The 18,730-nt window shown below is 70.6% G+C and carries 14 protein-coding genes and 2 pseudogenes; 5 read left to right on the forward strand and 11 right to left on the reverse strand.

Annotated features, from left to right (window positions below; translation table 11 throughout):
* Positions 1–59: 59 nt before the first annotated feature.
* Positions 60–245: pseudogene (locus CLV37_RS24320) on the forward strand (aldolase); the annotation flags it as partial.
* Positions 246–287: 42 nt separating this feature from the next.
* Here CLV37_RS24320 and CLV37_RS24325 read toward each other — a convergent pair.
* The 5 genes and pseudogenes from CLV37_RS24325 to CLV37_RS24345 all read right to left on the reverse strand — a co-directional run bounded on the left by CLV37_RS24325 (position 288) and on the right by CLV37_RS24345 (position 5,764).
* Positions 288–1,214 (reverse strand): annotated as a pseudogene (locus tag CLV37_RS24325) (IS481 family transposase).
* Positions 1,215–1,631: 417 nt separating this feature from the next.
* Positions 1,632–2,558 (reverse strand): ApaLI family restriction endonuclease, encoded by a 927-nt coding sequence (locus tag CLV37_RS24330; RefSeq protein WP_146149568.1) that lies wholly within the window; start codon positions 2,556–2,558, stop codon positions 1,632–1,634.
* A 111-nt stretch (positions 2,559–2,669) separates the two neighbouring features.
* A complete protein-coding gene (locus CLV37_RS24335) occupies positions 2,670–3,911 on the reverse strand; it encodes a DNA cytosine methyltransferase (protein WP_170127479.1) in 1,242 nt (413 codons plus the stop codon).
* A gap of 485 nt (positions 3,912–4,396) precedes the next feature.
* Positions 4,397–4,777 (reverse strand): very short patch repair endonuclease, encoded by a 381-nt coding sequence (locus CLV37_RS24340; RefSeq protein ID WP_425433633.1) that lies wholly within the window; start codon positions 4,775–4,777, stop codon positions 4,397–4,399.
* Between the two features lie 366 nt (positions 4,778–5,143).
* On the reverse strand, positions 5,144–5,764 hold the full coding sequence (locus CLV37_RS24345) for an NUDIX hydrolase (RefSeq protein WP_211298927.1): 621 nt from the start codon (positions 5,762–5,764) through the stop codon (positions 5,144–5,146).
* Positions 5,765–5,834: 70 nt separating this feature from the next.
* On the opposite strand from CLV37_RS24345, the gene CLV37_RS24350 reads away from it, so the two are divergent.
* The 3 genes from CLV37_RS24350 to CLV37_RS24360 all read left to right on the forward strand — a co-directional run bounded on the left by CLV37_RS24350 (position 5,835) and on the right by CLV37_RS24360 (position 9,643).
* Entirely contained in the window at positions 5,835–7,280 is a 1,446-nt protein-coding gene (locus CLV37_RS24350; protein WP_106215341.1) for an ADP-ribosylglycohydrolase family protein, read from the forward strand.
* A gap of 39 nt (positions 7,281–7,319) precedes the next feature.
* A complete protein-coding gene (locus CLV37_RS24355; RefSeq protein ID WP_106215342.1) occupies positions 7,320–8,801 on the forward strand; it encodes an ATP-binding protein in 1,482 nt (493 codons plus the stop codon).
* An 86-nt stretch (positions 8,802–8,887) separates the two neighbouring features.
* On the forward strand, positions 8,888–9,643 hold the full coding sequence (locus CLV37_RS24360; RefSeq protein ID WP_106215343.1) for a nuclease-related domain-containing protein: 756 nt from the start codon (positions 8,888–8,890) through the stop codon (positions 9,641–9,643).
* Here the strand turns inward: CLV37_RS24360 and CLV37_RS24365 are convergent.
* A complete protein-coding gene (locus tag CLV37_RS24365; protein ID WP_106215344.1) occupies positions 9,618–10,274 on the reverse strand; it encodes an exonuclease domain-containing protein in 657 nt (218 codons plus the stop codon). The genes CLV37_RS24360 and CLV37_RS24365 overlap by 26 nt on opposite strands.
* Positions 10,275–10,441: 167 nt before the next feature.
* Here CLV37_RS24365 and CLV37_RS24370 point away from each other — a divergent pair, with 167 nt between their 5' ends.
* Positions 10,442–11,101 carry a nucleotidyltransferase family protein gene (locus CLV37_RS24370; protein WP_170127480.1) on the forward strand — a complete coding sequence of 220 codons (660 nt, stop codon included), beginning with the start codon at positions 10,442–10,444 and terminating at the stop codon, positions 11,099–11,101.
* Here the strand turns inward: CLV37_RS24370 and CLV37_RS24375 are convergent.
* The 5 genes from CLV37_RS24375 to CLV37_RS24395 all read right to left on the reverse strand — a co-directional run bounded on the left by CLV37_RS24375 (position 11,037) and on the right by CLV37_RS24395 (position 18,600).
* Positions 11,037–12,206 (reverse strand): XdhC family protein, encoded by a 1,170-nt coding sequence (locus tag CLV37_RS24375; RefSeq protein ID WP_245885810.1) that lies wholly within the window; start codon positions 12,204–12,206, stop codon positions 11,037–11,039. The two genes, CLV37_RS24370 and CLV37_RS24375, sit on opposite strands and share 65 nt — an antisense overlap.
* Positions 12,203–14,944, reverse strand: coding sequence for a molybdopterin-dependent oxidoreductase (locus CLV37_RS24380; protein ID WP_106215346.1), 2,742 nt, complete (start codon positions 14,942–14,944; stop codon positions 12,203–12,205). The genes CLV37_RS24375 and CLV37_RS24380 overlap by 4 nt, the downstream gene beginning before the upstream one ends.
* Positions 14,941–15,765: an FAD binding domain-containing protein gene (locus CLV37_RS24385; RefSeq protein ID WP_106215347.1), complete on the reverse strand. Its 825-nt coding sequence runs from the start codon at positions 15,763–15,765 to the stop codon at positions 14,941–14,943. The genes CLV37_RS24380 and CLV37_RS24385 overlap by 4 nt, the downstream gene beginning before the upstream one ends.
* 456 nt (positions 15,766–16,221) lie before the next feature.
* Positions 16,222–18,081, reverse strand: coding sequence for a glycogen debranching N-terminal domain-containing protein (locus CLV37_RS24390; RefSeq protein ID WP_106215348.1), 1,860 nt, complete (start codon positions 18,079–18,081; stop codon positions 16,222–16,224).
* 30 nt (positions 18,082–18,111) lie between these two features.
* Positions 18,112–18,600, reverse strand: a complete 489-nt coding sequence (locus tag CLV37_RS24395; protein ID WP_106215349.1) for a hypothetical protein — start codon at positions 18,598–18,600, stop codon at positions 18,112–18,114.
* Positions 18,601–18,730: the final 130 nt, after the last annotated feature.

The following is an 18,730-nucleotide window of genomic DNA, read 5'->3' on the forward strand; positions in this document are numbered from 1 at the left end:
ATCAGCTGCCCGCCCGACCCACCGCCGCGTCAGGAGACCCCGTGGCCGCATTCCCGGCCATCCCCGAGTTCGCCCGCAAGCTCCGCGCCCGCGAACCCCTCGTGGGCTACTGGGTGGTGCTCGACTCCCCCGCCAGCACCGAGCGCCTCGCACGCGTCGGCTACGACTACGTCTGCCTCGACCAGCAGCACGGGCTGCTCGGGTTCGACGGGCTGCTGCGCGGGCTCATCGCCGTGGACGCCGGGTCGCGGTTGGGGCCGGTCGAGACCGTCGGCATCCTGCTGAGCCTAGGTGTACTGACCACGCAGGTTGGTGACGCGCGAGGCGGGCGGTAGCCCTCCGAGTGAGGTGTGGGGACGATGATGGTCGTAGACGTGCAGCTAGGCGGGCAGGGCCTGGCGGCGTTCGCCTCTGAGGCGTAGGGCCGGGCGTAGGCCAGTTGGTGGCCAGTGTGCGGTGGAAGCGTTCGACCTTGCCGTTGGTCTGCGGCCGGTAGGACCCAGTCCGCTTGTGGACGGTGCCGCTTGTAGCCAGCGCAGCAGCAAAGACGCGGGAGCGGTGGTTGAAGCCGTTGTCGCTCAAACAGCGGACGATGCGAACACCGCAGCCGGCGAACCAGGCCGCTGCCCGGGCCTAGAAGTCCGCGGTGCTCCGGCCTTGCTCATCGGAAAGGATCTCGGTGTAGGCCAGGCGGGATTGGTCGTCCAGGACGGTGTGCAAGTAGCCGTAGCCACTGCCGCGCTTCATGTTCGGACGGGCCTGCTGGCCGTGAACGTGCCAGCCGCCGTCGGGATGCGGCCCAGCTTCTTGACGTCGATGTTCACCAGGTCTCCTGGTGCAGGGTGCTCGTAGCGGCGGACCTGGCGGCGCAGTCGTTGCCGTAGGCCAGGTCGACATCGCACAAGCGCGGTATGCCTTTTCGACGCAGGATTCTGGCGACGGTGGGGACCGGTAGGCCCAGTCGGGGTCCGATCCTGGCTGGTTCCCAGTCGCGCTCGGCGCGTAGAGCTGTGACCTGTTCGACGACCTTTGCGGCTGTTCGGCGCGGGCTGCGGTGGGGCCGGGAGGAGTGGTCGTCCATGCGGCCGGTCCGTGCTGGCGGTAGCGCTCGGCCCAGCGTTTGGCGGTGGCAAAGTCACTTAAAAGCGTTCGGCGGCGCGGCGGATGGGCCAGCCGTCCTCGACGATGACCCGGGCCAGTTTCAGTCGCCGCAGGGGTCAGGGCGGCGTTACGCTGGGGCACGAAAACCTCCGGGTGCTTGGTGCGGGTGCCGTCAGACGGCTCCACACCTCACTCGGAGGTCTTCCTCACGTCACGGACCCTCAAGTCCATGGCGTGTCACCAACCTGCGTGGTCAGTACACCTAGGGAACGGCACCATTCTTAATACGTCTTGGATCGCGACGGAGAGACTATAATATGTGTAACACCGTGAGGGCCTTGACGCACAGCAGGGTGAGATCATTGGCGGATCCATGGCGAGGGACCTCGACATTTCAACGGATTGCCCAACTCTCGCCCGGCGCCGATGCAATTGGTTCGCAATGTCCGCCGCAGAGCACAGAGATCGCCAATGAGCGAGAGCCTCGGTATTCACCTGCGGTTTTTCTGCAGGACAACCTCCTGACCCCTCTAGTCTTCGTCAGCCTCTTGAACTCCGCGCTGAGCGTTTCGTGGCACGGACCATGAGCCGTCGCCCACCTTAAATCGAACACTGGTCATGAGATCGGTAAGTTGCAGGTCTGGTAGCGGTTCGCTATCAGAAAGTGACTCCACTACGGCATCCAGCGGGGCATGAATGTATTTTCCTAGAAATATCGCCATCTCTGCACTTGCAGTCGCGCGCAGGTGGTTCCAGGCATCCTCTCCTAGGTAGCGTTCCCCACCCGCCGCAAGGTATGCCTCCACGAGTTCAGCAAGCTTTGGATTATCCGTAGGGTCCAGCACTACCAGAACGGGCACGAAACCCGCGGCTTTCGCTTCTGCGGGAAAAGTCAATTCTTCACGCCAGCGGCCTTGGCCGCTGGCGGCAATGGTAACGCGGATTTTTATTTCGTAGGCCCTGTTGTCAATAACGCAGTCAATCTGACGTCCTTTAGATGTGTCGTTCAGTCGACGGATCGGACTATTTCGCGCACCGAAGGAAGCGCCACCTAGCGCTGCGGAGATGACGGGCTCGAAAAGATATCCAGTATCTTGCGCAGCGCGATTGTCGATATCAAAAAGCCATTTGCGCCAAACCAGTAACGCAGCGAGCGACCTGTTTTCTAGCTGTTTGTACTGCAGCAATGCACGTGGACCAACCTGGTCCATAGTCGCAAACGGCTGGGTTTGTAGCACTTGACGATACTTAAGGCGAAATTTGTGAATCGTAGCGAGGCAAGCGACGTAAGTCTCAAGCTCGGCATTAAGTGTGAGTGCAATTTCAAATAATTCTCGTGCGTCAACCCCTGGAAATTTGAAGGTTAGACCAAAGTTGTCATCGAATAGATCGGGGACGGTTGAGATCGGTTGTGGAAGACCTTCCACGCCCGTGTCATGAGCGGCAATGTATATCAAAGCGCGAACATGATCTGGCGTGAGCCTCACCGCCTGCGCGGAGCTTCCAGGGTTCAGGATGGATTGAAATCTGGATGACTGTGCTGTTGTGAGCGGCAACTGGGACTCCAATCAACTAAAAAGCGAGGGCTGGCCGGACGTTGAACTGTACCGCTGGTTAACCAGTCTAACAGTTTTGGCTAGCGCTGGGCTCATAGCTTCTGCATGAGTCACGATAAAATCGATAAGTTCTCCCCGGACGTCACCTGGAGGTCGCTTTAGGGTCTCCAAGACAGCACTCCCAAGGGCCGCCGCGAACGCTGCAGGAATTGCATTACCGATCATTGTGGCAATTTCAGAACGGTTGCCAGAAAAATGGAAATCGGCAGGGAAAGTCTGCAGAATCGCGGCTTCGCGAAGAGTAATCATTCTGTTTTCTGTTGGATGAACGAACTCACGAACAGCAGCACTCGTGATTGCTTTCGACGGCTCACCCGAAACTAGCCTGCGAAGTCCTGCTGGCGCGCCACCGCGCTTTTCGGTGGGCATCCCGTCTCCAACACGTCGATTTGCGCGCCTGGCGTAGCTCGCATGGTGGAGTGAGGAATCAAGATCGCGCATAGTTTGACCAGGCTTTAGGGCCTCAATACGCTTGCGCTCAAGTTCCGAAGACTTTCGCGGCACATTTAGCTCATCCGCTAGATCCGAGGCTGTACGTGCAAGTGCGTCACCTACAGTGCGCGTGTACGGCAAACCGATCCCTCTCCGCCATACACCTGGAGCGCCACTCGCGCTATGCGACGGTTCAAGCTGTGCGGGAGTTCGTCCTCTAGAGGCAATCGCAATCACGCGCTTGCGCAATTGAGGAACGCCAAAATGTGCCACGTTTAGCTTTTCAAGTCGTATGGAATACCCCGCCTCAACAAGAGGATCAATAAGATCGACTACAAATGCACCGCCGCCAGCCGTCAAGAATCCCTCTACATTCTCGAAGACAATGACGCTTGGCTCTAGTTCGACGGCAAGTTTTGCGTAGTGCCGCACAAGGGTGTTCCGAATATCGATCTCACTTCGCGCGCCTGCGGACGAAAACCCCTGACATGGGGGGCCTCCAGCAACAACATCAGGGGCCAAGCCGCCGCAGTGACTCTTGATATCCGCGGGAGTTACATCTCGAATATCCGCTTCGATAAATGGAATACTCGGAAAGTTGATTCGGTGCGTTTCAGCAGCAGAATGCCAGAAATCTGAAGCAACCGCAACGTCGAGGCCGGCGTCCTCAAACCCAATCGTAAGGCCCCCCGCACCACAGAAGAGATCGACCACTTTTACCTGGGGGAGGCTGGGGGTTGATGACATGACTGGACTCAGCATGCTGGCGATACTAGCTTGGCGGTCCGACGGTAGCAGCGAGCGCCACGTCATCGGATCTACGATCATGCGGACTCATGTCCCAGTGGCCCATTGGTCAAGGCTTACCCTTTTAAGGCGCACCAGGCGCCCAATTTATTTGTGCGGCATCTAAGAATAAACCCTGCGTCGTTGGCCGGTTGAGCCTGTAACGACCTGGAGCAGCATTACCATCAGCTTTCTGTCCTCAGGCAATGCATGGCTGCAGGTAATAATCTTAGTCGAATATTTAGCAGCAATTTCGATATGCAGGCGTCAGAGCTGGCTCGTAACTCGTCTTGATTATCGCTTTCCCGGTCTTTGCGCCGTTCTTGGCCCTACTCGTCTACACGGCCATTGCTGTGACGGCCGTCCTCGCTCATAGGGGCATTCTCACCTGCAAGCAAATTGTGATCTTGAAGGCAGTCGAGCACCGGACAATTCTCCCTGACTCGAGCTCGAGCTTGCCGCTACGACCGGGCATGCACGATGCCATGTACCCGGTCCGCAGCAGCAACGGGGCCTTCATGTTCCCACACTCGCACCACATGCCACCCAGCGCCCGAGAGCAATGCGTCGGTGTCGCGATCACGGGCGGTGATGCTCGCCAGCTTCACCCGCCACCAGTCCTCGTTCGCCTTCGGTGGATGGAGGTGGATGGGGCAGGAGTGCCAAAAACAGCCATCGACGAAAACGGCGACCTTCGCGCCGCGGAACACGAGGTCGGCGCGGCGACGGCGGTTGGTACCCGGCGGCGTCGAATCCACGAGGTAGCGCAGACCGCGGCGGTGCAGTTCGCGGCGCAGCGCGAGTTCGGGGCGTGTGTCGCGGCGGCCGGTGCGGCGCATGATGCGGGCAACGGTGGGGTTCGAGGCCTGTGGGGCGGGGCCGGGTTCCTGCCACGCGCTCACTACTGCACCCTATGCGCATACGAGGTGCTAGGGGGAGGTGGACCCTCCATGGGAGATTGGGGTAGATCCCCAGCGGCGCCGCCGCACGACCGCGCTACCGTGCCGGCGAGGCTAGGCGTCCTGCCTCTGTCGTCATGATCATCGCATCGGAAAAGGTCAATCCGTCGTCGACGACGCGGGGCCGCAGATCATGGATCGGAGACCCTGCACACTGGACACCACCCCGGTAGCTTCGTACATTTCTTTCTGGCGCCTTCCTGCGCTACCTTCTGGCAATCAATCAGACGCTCCCCGGTGATGGCCCCCTCACCGTCCTCGCCGGACGAACAACCGCGCCGGCTTCCCGACCTGCCCGCTGCTGAGTTCCCCGGTGTCCCGCAACGCCGGTTCGACGCGCCGCCGGAACGTGTCGCGCGGCAGGGCTCCTCCGGCGACGGCTTCGTGCAGCGTCTGCAGCTGCCGCAGGGTGAACGGCTGGGGCAGCAGCCCCGCCGGGTCGGGAGCGGCGGCGTACTCGCGGCGGGTGTGCTGCACCCCGAGGTCGACGATCTCAGCGTGGTCGAAGGGCAGCGGACCGGTCCGGTCGGGCGGGACGAGCCGGACGTCGTCGGGGACGGGGGTGAGCCGTTCCCAGGGCACGACGTCGAGGTGCGCGACGGACAGCACCCAGCCGCGGTCGTCGCGGTCGAGGGCGTCGAAGACGTGGAGCTGGCGCGGCCGCAGTCCGTCGACGTGCGCCTTGTCCCGCAGCGACCGCAAGACGGCCTGCGCGAGCGTCTCGCCCTCGTGCAGGAACGTCCCGGGAAGGGCCCACCCGCCGCCGGGTCCGCGCACCAGCAGCACGGACAACCCGGCGTCGGGGGCGACGGTGAGGACGACGGTGTCGACGGCGACAGAGGGCCGCACGTAGGACTGGAGGTCGGACACGGCTCGATATTGTCGCAGATGTGCGCTAACGTCGAGTTGTCGCAATTGTGCGCTAACCGAGGAGGCCACCGTGGACCGACAGCACCGGGCGATGGGCGCGATCGTGGGCTCGGCCGTCGGCGACGCGCTCGGCGCGCCGTTCGAGTTCGGCCCCCCGCACGCCTTCTCCGCCCGCTTCCCCTCCCCCGCCCGCGGGGTGGCCACCGAGATGTGCGGCGGCGGGTCGCTGGGCTGGGAACCCGGCGAGTTCACCGACGACACGCAGATGGCGCTGCTGCTCGCGCAGTCGCTCGTCGAGCGCCCCGGCCTCGACGAGGCCGACGTCTTCACGCGGTTCCAGCGGTGGGCGCAGGCCGGGCCGCCGGACATCGGCATCCAGACGTCGGCGGTGCTGGGGTCCGGGCTGCCGTGGAAAACCGCGGCCGCCGAGCACGTCCGCGCCGGGCACCGCGCGGCCGGCAACGGTTCACTCATGCGCACCACCCCCGCCGCGGTCTTCTTCGCCCGCGACGGCCGCGAGCGGACGATGGAGGCCGCCCGCCGGATCAGCGCCCTCACCCACGGCGACCCAGCCGCCGGGGAGGGCTGCGCGCTGTTCCACGAGGTGTTGCGCGTGCTGCTCGACGGCGGCGACCTCGAGGACGGGCTCGTCCTCGACGCGGTGCCCGAGCCGCACCGCACCAAGTGGGCGCAGGTCTGCGACCCGGACTGGACGCCCACCGACGCCACCGAGTCCAACGGCGCGGTGTGGCCGACGCTGGGCTCGGCGTTGTGGGCGCTGCGGAACTCCACGACGTTCGAGGAGGCGCTGCGGCTCGTGATCGACCTCGGCGGGGACACCGACACCGTCGCCTGCGTCACCGGTGCCCTCGCCGGGGCGCGCGCGGGCATGACGGGCCTCCCGATCCGCTGGAGTTCCGTGGTGCACGGACGGGTCACCGGGTTCGCAGGGACGTGGGAACTGCGCGACCTGCAGTGGCTGGCGCTGCGCCTGGACGGGTCGACCGCGGCCCTGCACGAACCGCCGCCCACGCGGGGTCTGACCCCGGTCGAGGTCACCGACGGGGTGTGGGCCGCCGACCTCGACGGTGCCCGCCGCAGCGACCCGGACTTCGCCGTCGTCTCGCTGTGCCGCACCGGAGGACGCTTCGGCCACGACGTGCAGCGGTTCGCCTACCTCACCGACGACGACAGCAACACCGAGCTGGACACCGTCCTCGACGACGTCCTGGACGACATCGCGGCCCTGCGCGCCGACGGGAGACGGGTCCTCGTGCACTGCCACGCGGGGGCGTCGCGGACCGGACTGGTGCTGCGAGCGTGGGTGATGAGGGGACGCGGGGTTTCCGCGCGGGAGGCGACGAGGCAGGTGGCGGCGGTCTGGCCGCACCTCAGCGACTGGAACTCCAGCTTCACGGCGGCGCTGGACCGGCGGGCGGAGCAGTGGACCCGCTCGACCTCGGCGCTCGCCTCGCTCAGCCGCCGCCGACGGGACGACCGACAGAAGCGCACATGATACATGTTCATCCTACAAGCGCGTGTGTAGCATGTAGAGGTGCATGAGCAGGCTGCCGTCACCGCCGAAGAACTGCTGACGCTCCTCCGACACCGCGGGGAGACGGCGACGCTAGAGGCCAAGTCCGCAGCGGGAGGTCTTCCGAAGAGCCTGCTCCCCACCCTGAGCGCCTTCGCCAACGGCCAAGGCGGTCGGGCCGTCCTGGGCGTCGACGAGGCCCGCGGTTTCACCGTGGTCACCGGGTTCGACGCCCCCAGGACGGCGCGCCTGCTCGACGAAGCCGCGACGACCGAACTGTCCCCACCGCTGCGTCTCGACATCGCTGTCGAGGACGTCGACGGTGGCCAGGTCGTCGTGGCCCGGGTCCACGAACTCCCCGCCGACGCGAAACCCTGCTTCGTCGTCAGCCGCGGCGAACGGGCCGGCTCGTACACCCGGTCCCACGAGGGTGACCGCGTCCTCACCGACTACGAGGCGCAGGCACTGCGGGACAACAGAGGTCAGCCCCGGTACGACGCCGCACCGACCGAGGCGGACGTCTCGGACCTCGACGAGGACGCCGTCGCGGCTCTCCTGCGCCGGGTCCGTCGGCGACAACCTCGGATCTTCCGCGAGGCGTCCGACGAGCGGGTGCTGCGGCAGCTCAACGTCCTGGTTCCGGCCGGGGACCGTCTGGTGCCCAGCCTGGCCGGGCTCCTCACCCTGGGCAGCTACCCGCAGCAGTTCCACCCGCAGGCACACGTGTCGTTCGTCAACGTCCCGGGCGCGGTGAAGGGCGCCGGCCCGGCGGACGGCCCACGGTTTCTCGACAGTCAGACCCTCACCGGTCCCCTGCCCACGATGGTCGAGGACACCGTCGCGGCCGTCCTGCGCAACTCACCCGTCGCCGCGCGGATCGACGGCGTGGGTCGCGCCGACCGGTTCGCCTACCCTCCGGACGCCGTCCGGGAGGCCGTGGTCAACGCGCTGATGCACCGCGACTACGGCCCGCACAGCCTCGGGACGCAGGTGCAGGTCGAGATGTACCCGGACCGCCTCGACGTCGTCAGCCCCGGTGGGCTCTTCGGTCCGGTGACGAGCGACGAACTGGGCGAGGTCTCCTCGAGCCGCAACAGCCGACTGGCGCTGCTCCTGGCGGACGTCGTCCTGCCCGGCACGGACCGGGTCGTGTGTGAGAACCGAGGCAGCGGCATCGGCGTCATGCGGGCGGTCATGGCTCGTGACGGTCTGCGCGCACCGGAGTTCACCGTCTCCCTGACCCGTTTCCGCACCACGCTGCGCCGGGAGCCGGCGGCCGCGACGACATCCCCTCCCGTGCACCGCGGCCAGGCACGACGCGTAGACGTGCTGCGGGAACTGCTGAGCGACGGTCGTGAACACCACGCCGGAGAACTGGCCGAAGCGCTGGGGGTCGGTAGGGCCATGACCAACCGGTACCTCAACGAACTCATCGCCGCCGGTGAGGTCGAGGCGACCGCACCGCCCCGGGACCGGCGCCGCCGGTACCGCAGGACCACCTGAGGCGCCCACCTCGTACACCCGCGCCGACACCCCCGGACGGGTGATCACGTCTCAACCTCCCGGTACCCGGTCCCGACACGACGACCATGGGGATCGCGGGAGGTGGCGCGCAGGAGCAGGCCCGCCGCGCCGCGGCCCGCGTGGACCGTCTGCGCCACGAATTGAGCGCCGCGGAACTGCGTGAGCAGCTCGCCGCCGCCGAACGCCGCGAGCACGCCTGGTCCGCCGGGGCGGAGGGTGAACGGCTCGTCGCGCAGGCGCTGTCGGAGCTGGAACCGCACGGGTGGCGGACGTTGCACGACGTCCACTGGCCGGGCCGGCCGAAGGCGAACCTCGACCACGTGGTGGTCGGGCCGGGCGGGGTCGTCGTCGTCGACGCGAAGAACTGGTCGGGTGCGGTGGGCGTCCGGGACGGTCACCTGCGGCAGAACGGGTCCCGGCGCGACCAGGCGCTGGAGGGGGCGGCGAGCGCCACGGCCGCCGTCGCGGCGCTGCTCCCTCCGCGGCACCGGTCCGCCGCGCGGGGCGTGGTGTGCCTGGCCGGTCAGTCGCTGCCGCCGACGGGGACCACCGGCGGGGTCGTGGTCGTCGGACGCGACCACCTCGTCGCCCATCTGCGCTCGCTGCCTCCGCGGCTGTCACCGCGCGAGGTCACGAAGATCACCGAGTTCCTGCGGACGCAGCTGGACAGCCCGGGACTCGCGACGATCGGGGCGCCCGTCCCTCGTCGCCGGACGAGCGTGCGCCGGCAACTGCTGGAACTGCTGCTCGCGCTGGTGTTCCTGTTCGTCGCCTCCGGCCTCCTGGTGGCCGGGCTCAGCCGGCTCGGCGGAACCGGCTGAGCAGCCGGCCGAGGAACCCGCGCGGCGCGACCCGCACCACCGGCAGCTCGACCTGCCCGCGCTGGGCCGCGCAGAGCTCCTCCCGCAGGACCTCCACGAGGACCCGCGTGTCGTCGACGGCGTCGTGGGCGCGGATCTGCTCGATCCCCCAGTGCGCCGCGAGCGTGGACAGCTTCAGGTTCTCGACGGGCAGGTCGAGGCGCCGGGCGAGCTTCCAGGTGCACAGCCGCTCGCGCACCGGCAGCGCGACGCCGGCGGCGCGCATCTCGGAGGCGATGAACGTCCAGTCGAACCGGGCGTTGTGGGCGACGAACACCCGTCCGGCCAGGAGCTTGGCGACGGTCGGCGCGATCTGCGCGAAGGTCGGCGCCCCCGCCAGCCGGTCGGCGGTGATCCCGTGCACGTGCACGACCCCGGGGTCGCGCAGCGGGTCCACGTAGGTCGACCAGGACCGTTCGACGACCCCGCGCGCGTTCACCAGCGAGATCGCGATCTGCAGGACGCGGTCCCCCTGCTCGGGCTTGAGGCCCGTCGTCTCGACGTCCAGGACGGCGTACCGGTGCCGGTACCGGCGGGCGACCGCGCGCGGCAGGGGCGCGGTGCGGTCGGTGCGGGCGTCGGTCACGGTCATCGGGCTCTCCTCGCTGGTGGAACGGGGAGAGCCTGGCAGACGGGTCCGACACGACGACCGACACCCGTTGCGTTCGAACCACTTTCGAACGACCCAGCGAGCACGAGGGGCCACTGGACGTCACCGGTCCGGCACCGCGGGCTCCGGTGGTGTGGTCGAATCGGGGCGTGCGGGTCGCGGGAGTCGTCCTGGCCGCGGGCGCGGGGCGACGGCTGGGCGCGCCCAAGGCCCTCGTCCACCACGCCGACGGCACGACCTTCGTCCGGCGGGCCGTCGACCTGCTGACCGGCGCCGGGTGCTCGCCGGTCCTGGTCACCACGGGCGCGCGGGCGGACGAGGTCGCGGCCCACGTCCCCGCCGGCGCCCACGTCGTGCACGTCCCGGACTGGTCGTCGGGCCCCGGAGCCGGTCTGGCCCACGTCCTGGCCCACGTCCTGTCCGACTCAGCGCTCGACGACGTCGACGCCCTGCTGATCACCCTGGTCGACCTGCCGCACGTCACCGGACGCGGCGTCGCGGACGTCCTGGCCCACGCCCGCCGCGACGCCGTGGTCCGGGCCGTCGACGGCGGCTGCCCGGGGCACCCGGTGCTCATCGGCCGGGACCACTTCGAAGCTGCCGCGCGGCTCAGCCAGGACGGCCACGGGCTCAAGGAACTGCTGGCCTGCGCCGGCACGGTGCGGGTCGAGGTGGCCGGGGCCACCCGCGACGTCGACCGGGTGCACGACCTGCCCGCGGGCGCTCACCTGCCCCCGACGACGGTCAGCCCGGCACCGGGCACAGGCGAGGGGACGGGGACGGGGACGGGGACGCCGGGAGCGTCGTAGCCGGGAACGTCGCCGGGTCCGGACGGTGGATGCTCCCCGTCGTCGCGCGCAGGGGACGTCCGCTCCCTCCCCGGCGCACCGCGACGACCTCGGCCAGGATCGACACGGCCGTCTCCTCGGGGGTGCGGGCCCCCAGGTCCAGCCCGATCGGGGACCGCAGGCGTGACAGCTCGCCGTCCGTGACCCCGGCCTCGCGCAGCGCGCGCAGCCGGTCCTCGTGCGTGCGCCGGGACCCCATCGCGCCCACGTAGGCCGCCGGGCCGCGCAGGGCGACCTCCAGCAGCGGCACGTCGAACTTCGCGTCGTGGGTCAGGACGCACAGCACCGTCCGCTCGTCGACGTCGGTCCGGGCGAGGTAGCGGTGCGGCCAGTCCACGACCACCTCGTGCGCCTCCGGGAACCGCTCCGGGGTCGTGAACACCGCCCGGGCGTCGCACACCGTGACGTGGAAACCCGAGGCCACCGCCAGCCGCGCCAGCGCCGCGGAGAAGTCGACCGCGCCGAACACGATCATGCGCGGCGGCGGCAGGACGCACTCGACGAACACCTCCACGTCGGCGTCCTGGTCCCCGGTGGAAAGGCGCACGAGACCGGTCGTCCCGGCCCGCAGGGATGCGCGCGCCGCGGCCACGACGGCCCGGTCCAGACCCGGCGACCCCGTGGACCCGGTGACCGCCCCCTCGGTGACGGTCACGACGCCGGCGTCCGCCCACCCCGTCACGACCGTGGCCGTGGCGACCGGGGTCCGGTCCAGGACGGCCCGGTCCACGGCGGCGACCGGGCCGAGGTCGGCCGGGGTGAAGCGCCGGATCAGGACGTCCATCTCCCCGCCGCAGGTCAGGCCCACGGCGAAGGCGTCCGCGTCGCTGACGCCGAAGTGCTCCAGCCGGGCACCGCCCTCCCGCAGGACGTCGAGCGCCAGCTCGTACACCGTCCCCTCGACGCACCCGCCGGACAGGCTGCCGACCACCTGCCCCCGGTCGTCGACCAGCATGGCCGCCCCCGGCCGCCGCGGGGCCGAGGACCACGTGCGGACGACCGTGGCGACCGCCACCGACCGTCCGGCCGCCAGGAGGTCGGCCACCGCCGCCCGCACGTCCGTCACCGGTTCACCGCCCGCCAGACCCGGTCGGCCGACAGGGGCAGCTCGCGGAACCGGCGTCCCACCGCGTCGTGCACGGCGTTCGCCAGGGCCGGGGCGACGGGGTTGAAGGGCGCCTCGCTCATCGACTTGGCCCCCAGCGGGCCGATGCTGTCGTAGGTGTCGGCGAACAGGACTTCGGTCTCGGGAACGTCGTCGAGGCGGGGCAGGTAGTACTCGCGCAGCGACTGCGTCGGGCTCTGCCCGTCGGGCCCGACCCGGACCTCCTCGAACAGCGTCGCCCCGATGCCCTGGGCCACTCCCCCCTCGACCTGCCCGCGCAGCTGCGCCGGGTTCAGGACGGTCCCGGCGTCCACGGCCTGCACCGAGCGCAGGATCCGCACCTGCCCGGAGTCCACGTCGACCGCGACGCGGAACGCCTGGACGTTGAAGGCGACCGACCGCAGCGTCGCGCCGTCGGCCCCCTCGGCCTGCGGACCGTGCCCGTGGCGCCGGTGGAACGCGGCGTGCACCTCGGCCAGGTCGACCGACCGGCTCGCGGCCGAGACCGCCGTCGGTTCCAGGACCACCTGGTCCGGACCGCACCCCAGGAGTTCGGCGCCGACGGCGCGCACCTGCGCGGCGACCTCCTCGCAGGCGAGGAGCAGCGCCTTGCCTGCGACGACCGACCCCGCCGACCCGAAGGCGCCGGTGTCGTGCGCGACGACGTCGGTGTCGCTCTGCCGCAGGCGGAGACGGTCGCTGGTGGTGCCCAGGGCGGACACCGCGATCTGGTGGTGCACGGTGCTCGTGCCGTTGCCGAACTCGGCGGTCCCCACGTTCAGCTCCCAGGTGCCGTCGGCCAGCAGGCGCACGACGGTGTCGGCGAAGTGGCCCCGCGGCGGGGTGGTGGCGATCATCGCGAGCGCCATGCCCGTACCGGTCCGCCAGTTCTCGCCCGGCGGGGTGGGCAGGCCGTCGCGGGCCACCGCCTCCTCGGCCAGGTCCAGGCACTGGTCCAGGCCGTAGCTGCCGTAGCGCAGGCCGTCGTCGCCCTCGCGGTGCTCCTGCGGGTAGGACGTCGCCACGAAGGGGTCCCCCGGGACGACGACGTTGCGCCGGCGCAGCTCGTAGGGGTCCAGGCCCAGCTTCCCCGCCAGCTCGTCCATCGCGGACTCGAGGGCGAAGACGACCTGCCCCAGGCCGTACCCGCGGAAGGCGCCCGAGGGCACCGTGTTGGTGTAGACCGCCCGGGCGTCGACCCGCTTGTTCTCGCAGCGGTACGTGGCGATCGACTCGTGGCAGGAGTGGAACATCACCCCCGGCGAGTGGTTCCCGTAGGCGCCCGCGTTGGACAGCACCTCCACCGCCAGGGCGGTCAGCGTCCCGTCGCGGTCCGCGCCGAGGCGGACGGTGACCCGGAAGGGGTGCCGGGTGGGCAGGTGCTTCAGCGTGTCCTGCCGGGTCGTCTCGTACTGCACGGGTCGTCCGGTCCGCAGCGTCGCCAGCCCGACGAGGTCCTCCACGAGCAGTTCCTGCTTGCCGCCGAAACCACCGCCCACGCGGGGGGACAGGACGCGGACCTCGTCGCGGGCCAGGCCCAGCAGGCGGGCCAGTTCGTCGCGCACCAGGAAGGGCACCTGGGTGCTGGTCCGCACCGTGAGCCGGCCCTGCTCGTCGAGCCAGGAGACCGCGGCGTGCGTCTCCAGCGCGGCGTGCGAGACGCGCTGCGTGCGCCAGGTGCCGCTGACGGTGACCTCGGCCTCCGCCAGCGCCCGCTCGACGTCACCGACCCCGCCGTGCAGCTCGGCCACGAGGTTGCGCTGCGGGTCGGCGATGCGGGAGCGGGCCGCGTCCTTGTCCCCGTGGATCGCCGGGGCCCCCGGGGCCAGCGCCTGCTCGGGGTCGAACACCGCGGGCAGCACCTCGTAGTCGACCACGACCCGGCGCAACGCCTCCTCCGCGGCCGCCAGGGTCTCGGCGACCGCGACGGCGACCCGCTGGCCGTGGTAGCGCACGACCGGGTCCAGGACCAGGGTGTCGTCGGGGTCGTCGAGACGGTTCTCGTGGCGGCCGGTGGAGTACAGGGTCTGCGGGACGTCCTCGTGGGTGAGCACCAGGTGGACCCCCGGGACGGCCCGCGCGGCGGCGGTGTCGACGCCGGTGACGCGGGCGTGGGCGTGGGGGCTGCGCAGCACCGCGAGGTGCAGCAGTCCCGCCGGCACCTCCCCGTCCTCGTGGTCGAGGGTGTAGCGCTCGCGGCCGGTGACGATCCGGGCGGCGGCGGGCGCCGCGACGGACTGTCCCACCGTCCCGCTGAACACCGCCGGTTCCAGCGCCTCGGAGGTGATCGCCTCGCGGATCGAGCGGTACCCGGTGCAGCGGCACAGGTTCCCCTTGAGGTGCTCGTCGAGGTCGGCCCGCTGCTCGTCGGTGAAGGTCGAGGCGGTCACGACCATGCCGGCGGTGCAGAACCCGCACTGGAAACCCGCCGCGTCGACGAAGCGCCGCTGCACCTCGGACAGGTCCTCCGGCGTCCCCAGCCCGGACACCGTCGTGATCTCGCGTCCCGCGGCCCGCTGCGCCGGGTAGAGGCAGGAGTGCAGGGGGCTGCCGTCGACCAGGACGGTGCACGCCCCGCAGTCGCCGGAGTCGCAGCCCTTCTTCACCTCGACGTGGGTGTTCTCCCGCAGCAGGGTCCGCAGGCACTGCCCGGCGCGGGGTTCCACGGTGCGTTCGCGGCCGTTCACGGTGATCTTCACGTCAGTTCCTCCACGACCTCTCGCACGAACCGCAGCGTCGTCCCGCGCCGCCAGTCCGGTGCGCCGTGCACGTCGTCGAACCAGCCCACCCCGGCCTCGACGACGTGCTCGACCTCGGCGGCGACGGCGCTCGCGGTCGGCGGCGCGTCGTAGCGCAGGACCACCGGCCGCGGGGTGGACGCGGTGACGGTCACGACGACCCGTCCGTCGGGGTCGCGCCGGCCCACGACCAGCGTGGCCGACCGGCCGAGCCGGGCCAGCGACACCCGCCGGAACGCGGTGGTGGCGCTCAGGGCGTGCGCGGGCAGGTCGACGGCCCGCAGCACCTCCCCGGGGCGCAGGTCGGTGCGGTTGTCTCCGGTGACCAGGTCGGCGACCGGCAGGTGGCGGACCCCGCCGTCCGGCGCCCACACCTCGCCGACCCCGTCGAGGGCCACCGTCAGGGACGTCATCGCCCCCGCGGGCAGCGCCGCGCAGATGTTGCCGCCGACGGTGGCGACGGCGCGGACCTTGTACGAGGCCAGCAGCGCGCGGACGCACTGGCGCAGCAGCGGACGCGACCGCCACGCCGCGGGGAACCGGATGGTCTCCAGGACGCCGACGGGGCAGGTGGCGGCGAGGCGCAGCCCGTCCCCGGTGATCGAGTACGGCTCCCAGCCCATCGAGGTCACGTCGACGAGGGTGCGCAGGTGAGGTTGCGGGACGGAGAAGATCCACGTCCCGCCGGCCACGACGGCGGTCGCCGCGTCCCCGGTGTGCATCCGCTGCAGCTCGGCGCGGTTGGTGACGGCCGCGTAGGTCTCGACGGTGTTCAGGTCCACGACCGCGTCCGTTCGGTGTTCCCGGCGACGTCCACAGAACTCCACTCCCCACGGGTTTCCGACGTTCTTCGTTTGCGGTGCTGCGGGTCGCCCGTCCCAGAACGGCGTCGGGGAACTCGTCACCGGAGCGGCTCGGCTCCGCCGCGCGTCCACCCGCGACGGCACCCCTCAGCGCGTGGGGCCGGACGGGTGGCCCGCAGCGCCCCGGCGCGATCGACGTGCCGGGGCGGAGCAGACGTGCACCTGCGGCAGGACGGGTCCGCCCGTCAACACCCGTGGGCGATCTGGCCCGGCGACCACGCCGAGCTGCGAGCGGGCCGGGCGGTCACGTCGTCGGTGGGTCCGTGCGTCAGCGTCAGCACGAGCACTCCTCCGATCCACGTCGCGCGACAGGCAGGCCACGACGGTAACCGCTCGATGTTTCGCGCGTGTGACACGACCGCCGGGGGCCGGGGGCTACCAGCCGGCGCGCGCGGACGCGTCCAGCACCGCGACCGCCGCCGCCGCGGACCACGCCTGCGGTCGGCACGACGCGGGGTAGGGCACGGGCACCGGGACGTCCGCCCGGGCGTCCCCGGCGTGCAGCTCGGGCACCCGGTAGCCGAACGCCTCGGCCGCCGCGAGCAGCCCGTCGGCCAGCACCCGCGCCTGCGCGGGGAAACCCTCGCGCACCAGACCCGTGATCGCGATCGCGGTGTCGTGCGCCCAGACCGACCCGTTGTGGTAGCTGAGGGGGGAGAACGACGCCGCGTCGGACGCCAGCGTCCGCAACCCGAAACCCTCCGACAGCACCGGGGACGCCAGGTGGTCGGCGACCAGCGCGGACTCCTGCGCGTCGAGCAGCCCCGTGCCCAGCAGGTGCCCGATGTTCGACGTCAGGGAGTCCACCGCACGCCCCGCCCCGTCGAGGGCGATGGCCGGGAACCGCGCACCGTCGGCCCGGGTGACCCAGAACCGCGCGCGGAACCGCGTGCGCAACCGCTGCGCCCACGCGCGGTGGACGGCACCCGGGCGGCCGAAGCGCTCGAGGACCTCGGCCCCACCCACGGCCGCCTGGTGGGCGTACCCCTGCACCTCGCACAACGCGATCGGCGCCTGCGCGAAACCCCCGGCGTTCCACTGCACGGAGTCGTGGCTGTCCTTCCACCCCTGGTTCGCCAGTCCCGTCCCCGAGGCGTCGACGTAGTGCAGGAACCCGTCCCCGAACGACTCCTGCCACGCCAGGGCCGCCTCGAGGTTCGGCAGCAACTCCTCGACCTGCTCGTCGGGCATCCCGGCCCGCCAGGCCTCGTGCAGCAGGCAGACCCACAGCGACGTGGCGTCGACCGTCCCGAAGTACACGGGCGGCAACGCCATCGACCCGCCGTGCTGCGCGGCGGCGCGGCGCACCTCGTGCAGGACCTTGCCCGGTTCCTCGCCCGTCGCCGGGTCGTGCCGCACCCCCTGGAACGCGGCGAGCACCCGCAGCGTGGACGCCGCGAGCTCCCACCCCAGGGGCAGCAGCATCCGCGCCGTCCACAGCGCGTCCCGCCCGAAGAGCGTCAGGTACCAGGGCGCGCCGGCGGCCACGAACACGTCGTCCGGGCGGGCCGGGTGCGTCATCCGCAACCCGTCGAGGTCGGCGAGCGCCCGCGCGACCCACCGCGTCAGCCGCACGTCGAAGGTTCCGGCGGGCACGCGGGAGGACCGGTCGGCGCGGGACGGCGGGGCCGCGACCACGGCGTGGGCGTCCTCGGCGCGGACCTCCCACGCACCGCGCCACGGGTTCCGCGGGGACACCTCGACGCGCCACGTCAGCACGACCGCCGCCCCCGTCACGGACACCCCGTCGGCGACCACGGCGGCGCTCACCCCGTCCGCGGCCCAGGACCCGTCCTCGGCGGGCGCGAGGGGTTCGGTGGGCCGACCGCCGCGCACCGCGTCCATCGGCGCGAGGTCGCTCGTGATCTCCACGCGCAGGGTGCACGCCGTCGGGACCGTCGCCGTGACGAGCAGGTCCTCGCGGCCCACCCCCGGCGTCACCGTGCGCCGCCGCTGCACGCGGACGGTGGGGTCGGGGTGCGCGTCGGCGAGGTTGCGCGCCACCCCGACGGTGAGGATCCCGGCCGCGCCGTCGGGGGCGACGAGCACGGGCGTGACGCGTTCTGCGTCCACCGTGAGGACGGCCGAGCGGACGACCCGCACGTCGCCGTGCCAGAACCCCTCGACCCCGCGGGTGCCGTCGACCTCCCCGTCGGGGCCGCACCACACCTGGGTCGGCGCGCTCACGGCGCAGACGAGGTCGGACAGCCAAGGGGTGCGGACGTCGTCGGCCATGCGGTGGAGTCAACCACTGCCGCACGGAGATCAATCGGACGGTGGGTCCAGACCCCGCTCGCGGCGCAGCACGGGGTCCAGGGGCGCCGACAGCCGCCGCTCGAGGTCCTCGTCGAGCCGCCCGACGTGGGTCTGGCCGCACACGCACCAGTAGGCCCGCAACGGGTGGTCGTCGAGGAGACCGTTCTCGCGCATGCCCCGGGCGACCGCGACGGCGACGTCGATCGAGGGGTAGGCGTACTTGTCCGGTCGCGGACAGGGCGGTGCCCCGGCCCGCAGGCGCGCCTGGCCCGCGCGCACGCGGCGCTTGCGGCGGGCCTTCGCCGCGGCGCCGCTGTGGGTGTCGTTGCAGTACCGGGACCATCGGGTGGTGGTCGGGTAGGTCCCGCCGCACCACCAGCAGACCGCGGTGAAGCGCAGCGGCTCGGTGGTGCGGGGGCGGCGGCCGGGCTGCGCACGACACCGGAGGTACTGGCAGCGGCGGCGTGCGCGCGGCTGCAGAAGCGGCCGAGCCAGCACTGGGGCGGCAAGGGCCGGCGGCACCAACCGCACGTCTGCTCGACGCGGTCGCCCCAGCCGTCGATCACCACCGCCGCAGTCTCCCCGGCGGCGGGAGGGGCCGACCGCCGATCGGCACCGGACCAGCCGA

Source organism: Kineococcus rhizosphaerae (genome assembly GCF_003002055.1).
Lineage (GTDB): Bacteria > Actinomycetota > Actinomycetes > Actinomycetales > Kineococcaceae > Kineococcus > Kineococcus rhizosphaerae.